The sequence below is a fragment of the Streptomyces sp. NPDC057900 genome (assembly GCF_042887885.1).
Lineage (GTDB): Bacteria > Actinomycetota > Actinomycetes > Streptomycetales > Streptomycetaceae > Streptomyces.
Genome location: NZ_JBHVOI010000005.1, coordinates 529284 through 545324 on the forward strand (window position 1 = coordinate 529284; position 16041 = coordinate 545324).

General features: G+C 70.6%; 14 protein-coding genes. 11 read left to right on the plus strand and 3 right to left on the minus strand.

Features of this window, described 5'->3' with window-relative positions:
- Positions 1 to 109 precede the first annotated feature (109 nt).
- The 9 genes from ACFVQ0_RS22630 to ACFVQ0_RS22670 all read left to right on the plus strand — a co-directional run bounded on the left by ACFVQ0_RS22630 (position 110) and on the right by ACFVQ0_RS22670 (position 9644).
- A complete protein-coding gene (locus ACFVQ0_RS22630; protein ID WP_390090638.1) occupies positions 110 to 1438 on the plus strand; it encodes an extracellular solute-binding protein in 1329 nt (442 codons plus the stop codon).
- Positions 1435 to 2406 carry a carbohydrate ABC transporter permease gene (locus tag ACFVQ0_RS22635; protein ID WP_390090640.1) on the plus strand — a complete coding sequence of 324 codons (972 nt, stop codon included), beginning with the start codon at positions 1435 to 1437 and terminating at the stop codon, positions 2404 to 2406. The genes ACFVQ0_RS22630 and ACFVQ0_RS22635 overlap by 4 nt, the downstream gene beginning before the upstream one ends.
- A complete protein-coding gene (locus ACFVQ0_RS22640) occupies positions 2403 to 3269 on the plus strand; it encodes a carbohydrate ABC transporter permease (RefSeq protein ID WP_390090642.1) in 867 nt (288 codons plus the stop codon). The genes ACFVQ0_RS22635 and ACFVQ0_RS22640 overlap by 4 nt, the downstream gene beginning before the upstream one ends.
- A 57-nt stretch (positions 3270 to 3326) precedes the next feature.
- Positions 3327 to 4637 (plus strand): alpha-L-fucosidase, encoded by a 1311-nt coding sequence (locus ACFVQ0_RS22645; RefSeq protein WP_390090644.1) that lies wholly within the window; start codon positions 3327 to 3329, stop codon positions 4635 to 4637.
- Between the two features lie 51 nt (positions 4638 to 4688).
- Entirely contained in the window at positions 4689 to 6122 is a 1434-nt protein-coding gene (locus ACFVQ0_RS22650) for a polysaccharide lyase 6 family protein (protein ID WP_390090646.1), read from the plus strand.
- 101 nt (positions 6123 to 6223) lie between these two features.
- On the plus strand, positions 6224 to 7618 hold the full coding sequence (locus ACFVQ0_RS22655) for a polysaccharide lyase 6 family protein (RefSeq protein ID WP_390090648.1): 1395 nt from the start codon (positions 6224 to 6226) through the stop codon (positions 7616 to 7618).
- Positions 7619 to 7722: 104 nt separating this feature from the next.
- Complete coding sequence (locus ACFVQ0_RS22660; RefSeq protein WP_390090650.1) at positions 7723 to 8532, plus strand: sugar phosphate isomerase/epimerase family protein; 810 nt, start codon at positions 7723 to 7725, stop codon at positions 8530 to 8532.
- 53 nt (positions 8533 to 8585) lie between these two features.
- The gene (locus ACFVQ0_RS22665; protein WP_390090652.1) at positions 8586 to 9236 is read left to right on the plus strand and encodes an SGNH/GDSL hydrolase family protein; all 651 of its coding nucleotides are present in this window, start codon (positions 8586 to 8588) and stop codon (positions 9234 to 9236) included.
- 45 nt (positions 9237 to 9281) lie between these two features.
- Complete coding sequence (locus ACFVQ0_RS22670; RefSeq protein ID WP_390090654.1) at positions 9282 to 9644, plus strand: cupin domain-containing protein; 363 nt, start codon at positions 9282 to 9284, stop codon at positions 9642 to 9644.
- 52 nt (positions 9645 to 9696) lie between these two features.
- Here ACFVQ0_RS22670 and ACFVQ0_RS22675 read toward each other — a convergent pair whose 3' ends face one another.
- The 3 genes from ACFVQ0_RS22675 to ACFVQ0_RS22685 all read right to left on the minus strand — a co-directional run bounded on the left by ACFVQ0_RS22675 (position 9697) and on the right by ACFVQ0_RS22685 (position 12660).
- Positions 9697 to 10995, minus strand: a complete 1299-nt coding sequence (locus tag ACFVQ0_RS22675; RefSeq protein ID WP_390090656.1) for an MFS transporter — start codon at positions 10993 to 10995, stop codon at positions 9697 to 9699.
- 91 nt (positions 10996 to 11086) lie between these two features.
- Positions 11087 to 11629, minus strand: a complete 543-nt coding sequence (locus ACFVQ0_RS22680) for a methylated-DNA--[protein]-cysteine S-methyltransferase (RefSeq protein WP_390090658.1) — start codon at positions 11627 to 11629, stop codon at positions 11087 to 11089.
- A 68-nt stretch (positions 11630 to 11697) separates the two neighbouring features.
- Positions 11698 to 12660, minus strand: coding sequence for a glycerophosphodiester phosphodiesterase (locus tag ACFVQ0_RS22685; protein ID WP_390090660.1), 963 nt, complete (start codon positions 12658 to 12660; stop codon positions 11698 to 11700).
- A gap of 261 nt (positions 12661 to 12921) precedes the next feature.
- Between ACFVQ0_RS22685 and ACFVQ0_RS22690 the strand changes: the two genes are divergently transcribed.
- Together ACFVQ0_RS22690 and uvrB are read left to right on the plus strand one after the other, a co-directional pair.
- Positions 12922 to 13797, plus strand: coding sequence for an MHYT domain-containing protein (locus tag ACFVQ0_RS22690; protein ID WP_390090662.1), 876 nt, complete (start codon positions 12922 to 12924; stop codon positions 13795 to 13797).
- A 38-nt stretch (positions 13798 to 13835) separates the two neighbouring features.
- The gene (gene uvrB / locus ACFVQ0_RS22695; protein WP_390090664.1) at positions 13836 to 15953 is read left to right on the plus strand and encodes an excinuclease ABC subunit UvrB; all 2118 of its coding nucleotides are present in this window, start codon (positions 13836 to 13838) and stop codon (positions 15951 to 15953) included.
- Positions 15954 to 16041: the final 88 nt, after the last annotated feature.

Consider the following 16041-nt stretch of genomic DNA (forward strand, 5'->3'; position numbering starts at 1 on the left):
GTTGAAACATTTTGCATTCATCGGACTATTGACCGCAGATTCCGGCCCCGTTACCGTCCCAGAAAGCGCTTTCCAGGCTGACTGTGATGCGGCGAAAACAGGAGTTGTGATGCAGAGATCGCGATGGATCGGTGCGGGTGTCCTCGCCTCGGCACTGGTCCTCACCAGCTGTTCGTCCGGGCCTGCGGGAGTGGACGCCAAGCAGGACTCCAAGGCGCCGCTGGAGCTGTGGACCAGGACGACACCGGGCGGACCGGGGGAGCAGGGCGCGCTCAAGCTCGCCGCCGCCTTCGAGAAGAAGACGGGCTACAAGGTCAAGGTCACGGCCATCTTCGACGACTTCGAAACCAAGCTGCAGCAGCGGGCCGCTCAGAAGAACCTCCCCGACATCGTCATGAACGACGTCACCCAGCTCGGAGCCATGCACAGCCAGGGGCTGCTCCGGGAGATCGACCTGGACAAGATCAAGAACAGCGGGCAGATCATCGGCCAGGGGCTGGACTCCGGGAAGAGCGTGGACGGCAAGCAGTACGGGCTGCCGTACTCGGCACAGGCGTCCGCGCTGCTCATCCGCAAGGACTGGCGGCAGAAGCTGAAGCTCGGCGTCCCGGAGAACTGGGACGACTTCGCCGCGATGGCCAAGGCGTTCACCGACCGGGACCCGGACGGCGACGGCAAGAAGAACACCGCCGGGCTCGCGGCCCCGCTGTCCACCAAGCGCGGCTACGCCTCCTGGTACTTCTCCAACTTCCTCTGGGCCGCGGGCGGCGACTTCATCACCGAGAGCGGCAAGGGCACGTACAAGCCGGCCTCGGCCACCAAGGCATCGGTCGAGGCCACGCAGTGGTTCCGCGACCTGGGCTGCAAGGCCAAGGCCGTCCAGCCCGGCGCCGTGACCATGGACACCCCGCCGACGAACGAGACCTTCGAGGCCGGCCGGGCCGGCATGTTCGTCGTCGGCCCGTACCTGCTGCCCCGCTTCGACGAGACCCTCGGCAAGGACAAGTACGAGGTCGTGCCGATGCCCAAGGGTCCGAAGGACGCCACCGTCCTCGCGGAGGGCGGCTCGGTCTATCTGATGGCCGGCTCCGCCAACCGGGCCGGCCAGGACGCCTTCGCCGACTACGCGGTCTCCGCGGAGGGCCAGAAGAAGGGGATGGAGGGCGAGACCGGATACACCGTGCAGCTTCCCGTCAACAAGACGGTGGACATCTCCCAGGTGCGGCCCGACCCTCGTTGGAAGACCTACGCCCAGGCGTACCAGGACTCCGGGCGGTACGCCCCGTCCATCCCGAACTGGACCCCGGTGCGGCAGGCGACGGCGGACACCGTGAACGCGCTCATGGCGGACTGCGGTCTCGACACCGGGACCAAGCTCCGTGAGCTCGACAAGCAGCTCGCCGAGATCCTCAAGGAGCAGGGGATCGCCGCGTCATGAGCCTCGACCAGGCCGAAGCGGCCGCCCCTCCGGCGGCCGGCCCCGCCCCGCGGAAACCGGGCCGCCAGGGCCGCGGGGCCACCGGCCTCCTGCGGCGCGGCCGCAGATCGGGCCGGTGGTGGACGCCCTGGCTGTTCCTCGCTCCCGCGCTGCTCCTCTTCCTGTACTTCAAGTTCATCCCCATGGCCAACGCGCTGACCATGTCCTTCCAGGAGGTCCAGCCCTACCTGGGAAACAAGTGGGTCGGCACAGAGAACTACGCCACGGTGCTCCAGTCCCACGGATTCCGCGAGGCCGCCTGGCACACGCTCGTACTCGCCGCCGGGCAGACCGCCGGCTCGATGGCACTCGGCCTCGCTCTCGCCCTCCTCATGGAGGGGCAGAGCCGTCGGCTGAAGTTCGTGCGCTCCGCGGCGTTCCTGCCGGTGGTGGTGCCGCTCGCGGTCGTCGCCGAACTGTGGCGGATCATGTACCACCCCACCGGCGACGGCATGCTCAACTCGCTGCTCGGCATGGTGGGAATGGGCCCGTCCGGGTTCATCAACGACCCCGACACGTCGATGGCCTCCATCATGGTCACCGGCATCTGGCGGGGCGCCCCCTACGACATGATGATCATCCTCGCCGGTCTGACGAGCGTGGACCGCGGCCTGTACGAGGCCGCGAAGGTCGACGGCGCGTCCAGGTGGCAGCGGGTGTGGCACGTGGCCGTGCCCGGACTGCGCTCGGTGTTCTCGATCCTGTTCATCCTCGCCGCGATCCGCGGACTGCGGGTGTTCACCGAGGTGTTCCTGCTCACCAACGGCGGACCCGACGGCTCCACCGAGGTCGTCATGACCCTCATCTACAAGCTCGGCCTCGAACAGAACCGGCTCGGTGTCGGAGCGGCGGGAGCGGTCCTGCTGTTCGTCGCGACGCTGATCCTGACCGTCGTCGTCCAACTGCTGCGGCGGAGGGAAAGCAAATGAGCGAGCAGACCGAGACCGCGCTCGGCCTGACCGAGAGCCGCAGCGCCGGCGGACGGATCCTGAGGAACGTCGTCCACCTGCTGGTCCTGATCGTCTTCGCGGGGCCGCTGCTCGCCCTGCTGGTCAGCGCCTTCGGACACGTCAAGGACCCGACACAGCTGAGCGTCATTCCGTCGGGCGTCACCCTGGACAACTTCAGGATCGCCTTCGACCAGGGGGTGCTCAGGTACCTGCTGAACTCGTTCTTCGTGGTCGGCGGCGGACTGCTGCTACAGGTCGCCGTCTCCGTCCTGGCCGGGTACGCGCTGGCCAGGAAGGTCTTCCCCGGGATGACGCTGGTGCTCGTCGCCGTCCTGGCGACGCTGATGCTGCCCGAGGAGATCCTGGCCCTCCCGCTGTCCCTGATCCTCTCCGACCTGCCGGTCGTCCACTTCAACCTCATCGGCACCCTGGCCGGAATGATCGTCCCGCTGGGCGCCTGGGGGTTCTCCATCCTGGTGATGACCGAGTTCATGAAGGACGTCCCGCGCGAACTGGAGGAGGCCGCCCGCATCGACGGCGCCGGCGATCTGCGGATCTTCGCCCAGATCATCCTGCCGATGTGCAAGCCCGCGCTCGGCGTCATCGGGGTCTTCGGTTTCACCATGATCTGGGACCAGTACCTGCTGCCCCTCCTCGTCTCCACCGACTCCTCCTCGTACACGCTCCCGCTGGCGCTGCGCACCCTGCGGATCGACCCCGCGGTGACCCCCGGAGTGGTGATGGCCGCCTCGCTGCTGGCCCTGCTGCCCTCCGTGATCGTCTTCCTCTTCTTCCAGCGGTCCTTCGTCAGCGGTCTGTCCTCCGGCGCGCTGAAGGGCTGACCCCGGCGAACCCCTCCGCCACCACCCCCGTTCCCCCCCCCCGCAAGGAGCACTCCCATGACCCCGCCCGCGCCCCCCGCTCCCGCAGGAGCCCCGGAGACGGACTGGTTCACCGCCGCCCGGTTCGGCATGTTCGTCCACTGGGGCCTGTACTCCCTCGCCGCGCGGCACGAGTGGGTCAAGAACCGGGAGAAGCTGACCGACGAGCAGTACCAGGTCTACTTCGACCACTTCGCCCCCGACCGCTATGACCCGGTCCAGTGGGCCAGGGCCGCCAAGGCGGCCGGTATGCGCTACGTCGTCCTGACCACCAAGCACCACGACGGCTTCTGCCTGTGGGACAGCGCCCTCACCGAGTACAAGGTCACCAACACCCCGCACGGCCGCGACCTCGTCGGCCCGTTCGTCGAGGCGTGCCGCGCCGAAGGGCTCAAGGTCGGCCTCTACTACTCGCTGATCGACTGGCACCACCCCTCCTTCCCCGTGGACGGCACCCACCCGCAGCGCGACGACGAGGAGTTCAAGGCCGCGAACACCGGCCGGGACATCCGCGACTACCAGCGCTACCTGCACGGCCAGGTCCGCGAGCTGCTGACGTCGTTCGGGCGCGTCGACTACCTCTTCTTCGACTTCTCCTACGCCGGGCGCACCTGGTGGGGCGGCAAGGGGCCCGACGACTGGGACTCACCGAAGCTCCTGGAGACGATCCGGGAACTCCAGCCGCACGTCCTGGTCAACGACCGGACCGGGCTCCCCGGGGACTTCGTGACCCCCGAGCAGTACCAGCCGTCGGGCCCGATGACCGAGGACGGGCGCCCCGTCCTCTGGGAGGCCTGCCAGACGCTCAACGGCAGTTGGGGCTACGACCGCGACAACCTCGGCCACAAGAGCGCCGACCTGCTGATCCGGATGCTCGTCGACGGGGTGTCCAAGGGCGGCAACCTGCTGCTCAACGTGGGCCCCAACGGCCGCGGCGACCTCGACCCGCGCGACTCGGCGATCCTCGGCGAGATCGGCCGGTGGACGCGGCTGCACGAGCGGTCGGTCCGCGGCTGCGGCCCGTCCCCGTACACCGCTCCCGCCGATTGCCGGTACACCCAGCGCGGCGACCGGCTCTACGTCCACCTGTTCGCCTGGCCCCCGCGCCATCTGCACCTGCCGGGGCTCGCCGGCCGGGTGCGGTACGCCCAGCTGCTGAACGACGCGTCCGAGATCATCCCGGTCCACATCGACCCGGACCGGCCCGCCGTCAACACCGAGATGGGCGGGCAGCCCGCCGGAACGCTCACGCTCCAGATCCCGGTGCGCCGCCCCGACACCCCCGTCCCCGTCATCGAACTGTTCCTGGACACACCGGCCGAAGGCTGAGACCCGGACCCCGGTCCACGACACCCTCACTTCCTCACTCACGGAGGCACCATGCAACGCCGCGCGTTCCTCATGAGCACAGCGGCAGGGGTGGCACTGGCCGCCGCCCCCGTCGGCGGAACACCGACCGCGAGCGCCGCGCCGGCCGGGGCGACCGTCCGCACCCTGGACGAGCTCAGGGCGGCGATCGACCGGGCCCGCCCCGGAACCCGGATCGTCGTGGCCGACGGGACGTACACCGTCCCGCCGGACAGCCCCCTCATCATCCGGAACAGGCGCGGCACCCCGCGCGCACCCGTGACCATCGCCGCGCAGACCCGCGGCGGGGTCGTCCTGGAGGGCGAGCACAGCTTCGTGCTGGAGGCGTCCCACCACATCACCATCAGCGGCTTCTCGTTCCGACAGAGCAGCACCCTGGACGTCCCCCCGGACTGCTCGCACATCAGGCTCACCCGCAACGACCTCCAACTGGCCGACATCGAGGGGCTGCACTGGGTGATGGTGCGCGCCGACGACAGCACGGTCGACCACAACCACTTCCACGGCAAGAGCACCCTCGGCATCTACCTCGGCATCGAGGGCGCGGGCACCGAGGAGATGGCCCAGCGCGTCCACGTGTACCGCAACTACTTCTCCGACCACACCTTCGCCGGCTCCAACGGCGGCGAACCGATCCGGCTCGGCGTCAGCCCCCGGGCCCTGTCCGGCGCCCACGCGGTCGTGGAGTACAACCTGTTCGAGCGCGCGAACGGGGACCCCGAGGCGATCTCGGTGAAGAGCTCGGACAACACCATCCGGTACAACACCATTCGCGACAGCCTGGGCGGCATCGTCCTGCGGCACGGCAACCGCAACCGGGTGGAGGCCAACCACCTCGTCGACGGCCAGGAAGGGGTACGGATCTACGGCAACGACCACGTGATCGTCAACAACTACCTGGCCGGCCTGTCGGGCCGCGCCCTCGTCATCGGCAGCGGCTCCGAGCGCGACCACCTGCCCGGCGAGTCGCCCGACACCCGCCGCGGCAACGACGCCCCGGACCGCGTCCTCATCGCGTACAACACCCTGGTCGGCAACAACGGCACGCTCTCCGGCGAGAGCCAGCGCCCGCACGAGCCGCGGGACGTCACCGTCGCGGACAACCTGCTCGTCGCGGAGACCGGTCGGCTCGTCGAGATGGCGGACACCGTGCGCTTCACCTGGTCGGGCAACCTTCTGTGGGGCGCCGCCGCCGACGGCAACATCCCGGCCGGTGGCGGTACCCGCGTCGACCCCCGCCTGGTGCCGGACCCGTACGGCATCGCGCGGCCGGCCGCCGACAGCCCGGCGATCGGCGCGGGCACGCTGCGGTGGCCGCCCGTCACCCACGACATCGACGGTCAGCCGCGCGGCCGGAACCGGGACGCGGGCGCCGACCAGTACTCCCGCCGCGCCTGCGGGCGCGCCCCCCTGACCCCGGCCGACGTGGGCCCGAACGCCGGCTGATGACCCGGGCAGGCGTGCGGCCCGCACGCCTGCTGAACGAATCCGTCCGCATCCACGCAGGAGGCACCATGCAACGCCGCACGTTCCTCAGAAGTACCGCCGTGGCCGCACTCTCAGCCGTACCCCTCACCACCGCGCTGTCGGGCACCGCGTCCGCGGCCGACATCCCGGTCTCCTCCCTGGCCGCACTGCAGAGCGCCATCAACGGCGCGGCGCCCGGTGACCGGATCGTCGTCGCCGACGGCACCTACACGGTCCCGTCGGGCGGCTCGATCAACATCTCCGGCAAGCACGGCACCGCCGCCGCGCAGATCACCATCGTCTCCAGGACCCGCGGCGGCGCCGTGCTGCGCGGCGAGCGCGGCTTCGTGCTCAGCGGTTCGAGCAACATCACCATCAGCGGCTTCTCCTTCCGGCAGAGCACCACGATGGAGCTCCCGGCCGACTGCTCGGCGATCCGGCTGACCCGCAACGACTTCCAGCTCGCGGACTCCGGCGACCCGTACTGGCTCGTCGTGCGGGCGGACGACTCGAAGATCGACCGGAACCACTTCCACGACAAGACGACCGCGGGCATCTTCATCGTCGTCGACGGCACGGGTAAGACCGCCATGGCCCAGAACCTGCACATCTTCCGCAACCACTTCTCCGACCACAGCTTCACCGGCGCCAACGGGGGCGAGCCCATCCGCCTCGGCGTCAGCGGCCGGGCCCTGTCGGAGGCCAACGCGGTCGTGGAGTACAACCTTTTCGAGCGCTGCGACGGCGACCCCGAGGCCATCTCGGTGAAGTCCTCGAAGAACACCATCCGGTACAACACCATCCGCGACAGCCGCGGCGGCATCGTGCTGCGCCACGGCAACGGTTCCGTGGTGGAGGGTAATTACCTCGTCGGCGGCATCGACGGGGTGCGCGTCTACGGCAACGACCACAGGATCGTCAACAACTACCTGAGCGGGCTGTCCGGCCGGGCCCTGGTGGTCGGCAGCGGCACCACCCGTGACCACAACTCCGGCGAGACACCGGAACAGCGGACGGGCAACGACGCCTGCGACCGTGCGGTGATCGTGCACAACACACTGATCAACAACACCGGCTCGCTCTCCGGCGAGACCCGGGCGTTCGAGCCGACGAACGTGACCCTGGCCGACAACCTGCTGGTCGGTGACACGGGCAGCCTCGTCGCGATGGGGGCCACCACCGGCTTCACCTGGCAGAGCAACCTGCTGTGGGGCGCGGCCGAGGACGGCAACATCCCCGCCGGGGGCTTCACCCGGGCCGATCCGCTGCTCAGCCAGGGCGCGGACGGCGTCCTGCGGCTGTCCTCGGGCAGCCCGGCGATCGGCGCCGCCACCCTGAGCGGCGCGGCTGTCGCCGACGACATCGACGGCGACCAGCGCGGCAGCGTACGGGACATCGGCGCCGACGAGTACGCGACGGCGCCCGCGCTCCGGCACCCGCTCACGGCCGCCGACGTCGGCCCGAACGCCGCCTGAGCGACCGCGGTGACGGGGAACCGCCCAACAGGCCCGGTCCGCCCGCCCCGTCCGGGCGGACCCCGTGAAGAACATCCGAACGCCCACCGCTGGAAGGCAGTGCCATGACCGACGAGAGCAGCCGGAACGCGGTGGGCGGAATCAGGCCGGGGCTCTGCTCGGTCACGTTCCGCCGGCTGCCCGCCGCCGAGGTCGCCCGCCGCGCCGCCGGCGCGGGCCTGGAGGTGATCGAATGGGGGGCCGACGTGCACGCGCCCGCCGCGGAGCCCGGCACCGTCCGCGAGGTCCGCGAGGCCACCGACCGCTACGGCATGACCTGTTGCTCGTACGGCTCGTACTTCCGCGCCACCCCGGGGGAGCTGGCGGACTTCCCCGCCGTCGCCCGCGCCGCGGTGCTGCTCGGGGCGGACCGGATACGGGTGTGGGCGGGAGCGGCCGGATCGCGGTCCGCGTCGCCCGGGGAGCGGCGGGAGACCGTGCGCTGTCTGCGGGAGGCGGCGCGGATCGCCGCCGGCCACGGACTGCTGGTCGCGACCGAGTTCCACGGGGGAACGCTCACCGACACCGTCCCCTCGACCGTCCGGCTGCTGGACGAGGTGGGCGCGGAGAACGTCCGCACGTACTGGCAGCCGCCGCTCGACACCCCGGACGAGGAGGCACTGGCGGGGCTCGCCGAACTGGCCGGCCGGGTCTGCGCCGTGCACGCCTTCTCGTGGTGGCCCGGCAACAACCGGCTGCCGCTGGCCGACCGTTCGCAGCTGTGGGGGGCCGCACTCGGCCTGCTGGCGGGCCGGGGCGTCGAGGCGCTCCTGGAGTTCGTGCCCGGCGACGACCCCGGAGTGCTGGCGCGGGAGGCGGCCGTACTGAGGGGATTCACCTTGCCGGACGGCGTGCGGCCGAAGATAGTCGACTGAACCCCGAAGGCCATGAGGGGCGTTTCGGCGCCCCCGATGTCAGAACGGCAGACATGCGCATCAGACACGACGACACGCTCCTGTTCATCGGAGACTCCATCACCGACGCGGGACGCGACCGCGCGGACTCCGCGTCGCTCGGTGCGGGTTACGTCCACGAGATCGCGCGGACCCTGCGCGACCGGGCCGCCGAAGGACCCGGCCCCGGTCCCCGGGTCATCAACAGGGGGATCAACGGCAATCGCGTCTACGACCTCGAAACCCGCTGGGCCACCGATGTCATCGGACACCGGCCCACCGTGGTCACCGTCAAGATCGGCATCAACGACACCTGGCGGCACTACGACAGCGGGCTGGCCAGCCCGGTCGACGCGTTCGAGACCTGCCTCGACGGCCTGCTCGCGGACACTGCGCGCCGGCTGCCCGCGCGGCTGGTCGTCATCACCCCGTTCCTGGTCCCGGTCGGCCCGGACCAGGAGAGCTGGTTCGCGGACCTGACTCCCCGCACCGACGCCGTGCTGCGGGCGGCCGCGAACAACGGGGCCCAAGTAGTCCGCGCCGACCAGGTCATGGGCCGCGCGGTACGGGACCGGCAGCCGGCCGAGCTCGCCCGGGACGGCGTCCACCCGACCCCGCTCGGTCACCGGCTGATCGCCGACGCGTGGCTGGCCGTGGTCGACCCCGCCGCCGGTCCGCAGGGGTAGGGGGTCGCACGGGACGCTCATGGGCGGTCGCTAGAGTGACCGCCCATGACCACGATTGATCAAGCTCCCGCCTCGTTCTCCGTGCACATCCCCGACGCCGTGCTCGAACCGGAACCGCTCGATCCAGAGCAGATCGTGTCGGGAGACCCGCAGGTCACCGGCAAGGTGCTGTGGGAGTCGGCCGACGGCAAGCAGCTGCGCGGGATCTGGCAGATCACGCCGGGCGTGGTGACGGACACCGAGGCCAACGAGCTGTTCGTGGTGGTCAGCGGGCGCGCGACCATGGCGGTCGAGGGCGGCGCGACCCTGGAGCTCGGACCGGGCGACGCCTGCGTGCTGCGCGAGGGCGACCGTACGACGTGGACCGTGCACGAGACGCTGCGCAAGGCGTACCACATCAGCCTCTGAAGGCTCTGAAGCCTCTGAAGCCCTGAGGAGCTCCCGGGTTCGGGCGGTGGGGTCAGGCCCCGGCGGGACGGGTGAGCGACCGGCGCAGTGCCAGTGCGGCCATCGGCAGCAGCAGGCAGGCGCCGGTGAGGTTCAGCCAGCCGTAGCTCGCCCGGGAGACGATGACCCCGGCGACCGCGCCGCCGATGCCCGCGGAGGCGTTCATGGTCAGGTCGGAGAGGCCCTGCACGGCGGCGCGGGCGGGCTGCGGCACGGAGTCGGTGAGCAGCGCGGATCCGGCGACCAGCCCCGCGGACCAGCCGAGCCCGAGCACGAAGAGACCGGCCGCGGTCCTGCCGTGAGCGGCGCCCGCGGTGCCCGCCAGCAGCGCGGCCAGGGAGAGCAGCCCGACGGCCAGGCCGATGACGGCGAGCCGCCCGAAGCGGTCCGACAGCCAGCCCATCACCGGCGAGAACGCGTACATCCCCGCGATGTGACCGCTGATCACCAGGCCGACCAGTTGGAGGTCCGCGCCGTGGTGGCCGAGGTCGACCGGGGTCATCACCATGATCGAGACCATCGCGGTGTGCGAGACGGCGACGGTCACCAGGGCCAGCCGGGCCATCGGTGACGCCCGGACGGCCGCGACGCCCGCGCGCAGCGAACGGTTCCCGGCCGATCTGCTCTCCTGGGGGTCCAGCGCGCGTGCCGTGAGCAGCGGGTCGGGCCGCAGCAGGACCGCGATCACCAGGGCGGCGAGGAGGAAGATGCCGGCCGCCCAGACGAAGGGGCCGGCGGTCTCCGACACGGCGGTGCCGCGGAAGACCCGGCCCGCCGGAGCCGCGATGTTGGGCCCCGCGACCGAGCCGATGGTGGTGGCCCAGATGACGGTCGAGATCGCCCGGCCGCGCCGTTCGGGCTCGGCCAGATCCGCCGCGGCGAACCGCGCCTGGAGATTGGCGGAGGAGCCCGCGCCGAACGCGGCCATGCCGAGGAGCAGCAGCGGGAAGCTCTCCACCAGGGTGGCCAGCACCACCAGACCGGCTCCGAGCGCCCCGATCAGATACGCGAGTACGAGACCGGGGCGGCGGCCGCGTGAGGTCATCAGCGCGGCCAGCGGCAGCGACAGCAGGGCCGTGCCGGTCACAGAGGCGGTGGGCGCGAGGCCCGACAGCGCCTCCGAGCCGCTGACCTGCGTCGCCAGCACGGGGGCCAGGGCGATGCCGACGGGCACGCCGAGGCCGCCGAGTATCTGGCCGGCGATCAGCACGGCGGTCGTCCTGCGCCGGAGTCTTGGCAGGTCGGCCGCGGTGACCCGCCCGGTGGGAGCGGGTCCGCCGGGGGTGTCGGTTACGTCGAGGGTGGTGGTCACCGAGGCAGTGTGCCAGCCCGAACGCGCGTACGAAAATGAGATCTGCGCGGGTACGAAAACGAGATCCGAAGGGGGCGGGTGCCGCGGTGGCTCAGAACAGCGGCTGAGGCAGCACGCCCTCCAGCGCCAGCAGCTGCCGCTTCGTCTCAAGACCGCCGCCGAAGCCGCCGATCCCGCCGTCGCGCTCCACCACCCGGTGGCAGGGCACCACGACCGGCAGGGGATTGGACCCCATGGCCGCCCCGACCGCCTGGGCCGCCCCGGGCTGTCCGACCCGCTCCGCGAGCTCCCCGTAACCGGCGACGGCGCCGTAGGGCACACCGGCCGCCAGCTCACGGAGCACCTGGCGGTTGAAGCCGCCCGTCAGCGACCAGTCGAGATCGAGCGAGAAATCCCGCAGGGTGCCCGCGAAATACGCCGCGAACTGGCGTATCGGCTCGGCCAGCCGGGCGGATTCCGGTGCTTCGACCGGCTCCGCGCCGAGCCGGCTCCGCAACTGGTCCAGCGCCCTGTCCCGTACCGCCGGACGCGCGTGGAAGACCACGCTCACCAGCCCGGCGCCGGTCGCGGCCAGCAGCAGCGGACCGATGTCGCTCTCCACGACGGCCCACTCGACAACCCCGTTGTTGTTCATGGCGTCCACGGTACGGCCGCCCACTGACAACGGCCGGTGGCCGGCCGTCGTCAGTGGCACCGGAACGGTCAGCCGACGGCCTCGCGCGCCCCGGTGGCCGCGCGGACCACGTCCGGCGCGTTGGTGATGATGCCGTCCACGCCGTAGCCGGTCACCCGGAGCGCGTCCGCCGCGTCGTTGACCGTCCAGGTGTCTACCTGGAGCCTCTTGCCGTGCGGTCCCTTCAGCGCGTGCACCGCCGCGACGTAATCGGCCGAGACCGAGGTGTACTCCGGGTTGATCCGGTCGGTGAACTCGGCGTACGCGGCCAGCCGGGCGACCGCCGGGGTGCCCAGGAGCCCCGTGATGACGTCCGGACGCTGCTTGTGCACCGTGCGTACGCTGTCCGCGCCGAAGCTCTGGATCACGAGGCGGTCGCGGACATGACCGGCGTCAAGCCACCCCTCCTCGCCCAGCACCTGAAGAGCCGCCCGCTCGATCCCCGGGTAGGTCTCCGGGCTCTTGATCTCCATGAGCAGGCTCTGGTGGTTGTGCTCGACGCGTTGCAGGTACTGCCGGAGCGTGGGCACCCGGGTACCGGCGTACCGCGCGCCGAACCAGCTCCCCGCGTCCAGCCGGGCGATCTCGGCGGCCGTGAAGTCCTTGACCGCCCACGGGGCACGGTCCGGGAAGACCTTCTCCGCGTCCGTGGTCCGCTTCAGACCGGTGTCGTGGATGACGACGAGAACGCCGTCCTTGGTGAGCTGGATGTCGTTCTCCACCCAGTCGAAGCCGAGCGCGTGGGCCCTGTCCACGGCCGCGAGGGTGTTCTCGGGGGCGTAGGCGGACGCGCCCCGGTGGGAGATGACGAGCGGGGCGCCGGCCGGGGCGGTGGCGCGGGTCACCGGCACGGCGTGCCCGGTGGCAGCGGTGGCAGCGGTCGTGGTGGTGTCCGGGTCGGGGGCGCTTGTGTTCGACAGCAGGAACGTGCCGGCGGCCAGCAGGGCGGCGGCAGCGACGGAGGCGGTAGCGGTAGCGGTGCCTGCGTGCACGTGGACTCCTTGCGTGGGGTACGGAGCGTCGGAGTTGCGGACGGCTGGAGCGTCGCAGCCGCCGCCGAACGGAGGAGAGTCGAAGGGTGGCCACCATGTGAACGGCCCCCGGGGACCGCGTCATGGGCCGGTGCCCCTGTCGATAAAGTGCAGTTCTTCTGTTTGTCTGCCGGGCCTCGCGCCCCAGGGCCTTTCTAGGCGCTGATCCGCCGGACGGGCCCTAGGGTCGTCCGCACCCGGGCTTCTGCGAAGGACGTGTGTATGCAGGGCACAATCGACGGTTTCAGCTATGGGGCGGTGACCCCCGTCGCGGCTTTCCTCATGGCCTGCCTCGGCGCGGCACTCGGTCTGCGCTGCACCACCCGGTCACTGCGCACGGAACGTTCCTTCAAGGCCGGCTGGCTGGCCCTCGGCGCGACTTCCATAGGCTCCGGAATCTGGACGATGCACTTCATAGCGATGATGGGTTTCTCCGTCGAGGAGGTGCCGATCGGCTACGACAAGGCGATCACCTTCGCCAGCCTCGCCGTCGCGATCGTCATGGTCGGTGTCGGGATCTTCCTGGTCGGGTACCGGGGCGCCACCCCGATGGCACTGGTGACGGGCGGCACGATCACCGGGCTCGGCGTGGCCACCATGCATTACCTCGGCATGGCCGGGATGCGGCTTGATGGGCAGTTCGAGTACGACACGGTCACCGTGACGCTCTCCGTGGTCATCGCCGTGTCGGCCTCGACCGCCGCGCTCTGGGCCGCCGTCTCGATCCACGGCTTCCTGCCCAGCCTCGGCGCCGCCGTCGTCATGGGCGTCGCCGTCGGCGGAATGCACTACACGGGCATGGCGGCGCTCCGGGTCCACCTGCACGCCGCCGCCCTCACCGGCACCGCCGGGGGCGACACCCCGACCGGCCTCCTCGTGCCGATGCTGATCGGCCCGGCCTGCTTCCTGCTGGTCGCCGGGGTCGTCGTGATGTTCGACCCGCTGGTGGTGATGGGCACCCCGGACTGGGAGGACGCCGCCGCCGGACGGGCCCTCGGCATCCCCGCCCAGCGCCAGGTGCCCCGGTTCGGCACGCACGCCGACCCGGCGTCCTTCCACTCGCAGCGGCGCGACCCCGTGGAGCACCACGACCGCTGACCCGCCCCGTTGTCAGTGGGGGGTCGTACGGTGGTTGCATGCGGCCCGTTTCGAAGATCGAACGTTCGGTGGCGCCTTTCGAGGTCGTCAGTCCCTACCAGCCCAGCGGCGACCAGCCGACGGCCATCGCCGAGCTGGAGCGGCGCGTCAGGGCAGGTGAGAAGGACGTCGTGCTGCTCGGCGCGACCGGCACCGGAAAGTCGGCGACCACCGCCTGGATGATCGAGAAGCTCCAGCGCCCCACCCTGGTGATGGCGCCGAACAAGACCCTCGCGGCCCAGCTCGCCAACGAATTCCGCGAGCTCCTGCCCAACAACGCCGTCGAGTACTTCGTCTCGTACTACGACTACTACCAGCCCGAGGCGTACGTCCCGCAGTCGGACACCTACATCGAGAAGGACTCCTCCATCAACGAGGAGGTCGAGCGGCTGCGCCACTCCGCGACGAACTCCCTGCTCACCCGGCGTGACGTCGTCGTGGTCGCCTCCGTCTCCTGCATCTACGGCCTCGGCACACCGCAGGAGTACGTGGACCGGATGGTCCAGCTCAAGGTGGGCGACGAGATCGACCGCGACCAGCTGCTGCGCCGCTTCGTCGAGATCCAGTACAGCCGCAACGACCTGGCGTTCACCCGGGGCAGTTTCCGGGTGCGGGGCGACACCATCGAGATCTTCCCGGTCTACGAGGAGCTCGCCGTCCGCATCGAGATGTTCGGTGACGAGATCGAGGCGCTCTCCACCCTCCACCCGCTCACCGGCGAGGTCATCAGCGAGGACGAGTCCCTGCACGTCTTCCCCGCCAGCCACTACGTGGCGGGTCCTGAGCGCCTGGAGAAGGCCGTCGGCGGGATCGAGAAGGAGCTGGAGCAGCGGCTGGCCGAGCTGGAGAAGCAGGGCAAGATGCTGGAGGCCCAGCGGCTGCGGATGCGCACCACGTACGACATCGAGATGCTCCGCCAGATCGGCACCTGCTCGGGTGTTGAGAACTACTCGATGCACTTCGACGGCCGCACCCCCGGCACCGCGCCCAACACCCTCCTGGACTACTTCCCCGAGGACTTCCTGCTCGTCCTCGACGAATCGCACGTCACCGTGCCGCAGATCGGCGCGATGTACGAGGGCGACGCCTCCCGCAAGCGGACCCTCGTCGACCACGGCTTCCGGCTGCCGTCCGCCCTGGACAACCGCCCGCTGAAGTGGGAGGAGTTCCTCGGACGGATCAACCAGACGGTCTACCTCTCCGCCACCCCCGGCAAGTACGAGCTCTCCCGGGGCGACGGCTTCGTGGAGCAGATCATCCGGCCCACCGGTCTCGTCGACCCGGAGATCGTCGTCAAGCCCACGGAGGGCCAGATCGACGACCTGGTGCACGAGATCCGCAAGCGCACCGAGAACGACGAGCGGGTCCTGGTCACCACCCTGACCAAGAAGATGTCGGAGGACCTCACCGACTACTTCCTGGAGCTGGGCATCCAGGTCCGCTATCTGCACAGCGACGTCGACACCCTGCGCCGCATCGAGCTGCTGCGCGAGCTGCGCTCGGGCGAGTACGACGTCCTGGTCGGCATCAACCTGCTGCGTGAGGGCCTCGACCTGCCGGAGGTGTCGCTCGTGGCGATCCTCGACGCCGACAAACAGGGCTTCCTGCGCTCTGGCACCTCGCTGATCCAGACCATCGGCCGTGCCGCTCGTAACGTGTCGGGCCAGGTCCATATGTACGCGGACAAGATCACCCCGGCGATGGCGCAGGCGATCGACGAGACCAACCGGCGCCGCGAGAAGCAGATCGCCTACAACACCGAGCGGGGAGTCGACCCGCAGCCGCTGCGCAAGAAGATCAACGACATCGTCGCCTCCATCGCCCGCGAGGAGGTCGACACCGAGCAGCTGCTCGGCACCGGCTACCGCCAGACGAAGGGCACCAAGGCGCCCGTGCCCACGCTGGGCATCAAGACCGGCTCCGCGAAGACCAAGGGGGACGGGGCGGCGGTCACCGACCGCCCGGCCACCGAGCTCGCCGGGATCATCGAGGAGATGACCGACCGGATGCGCGCGGCCGCCGCGGATCTGCAGTTCGAGGTGGCCGCCCGACTGCGCGACGAGGTGGGGGAGTTGAAGAAGGAGTTGCGCCAGATGCGGGAGGCGGGTCTGGCCTGACCCCGCGCCGCGGGGGTGTGTTGCAGGAACGACACAAAACGGCCCGGACCCGATGCGCCGGTGGAGCGAATGCGTAGGGTGCTGGAAA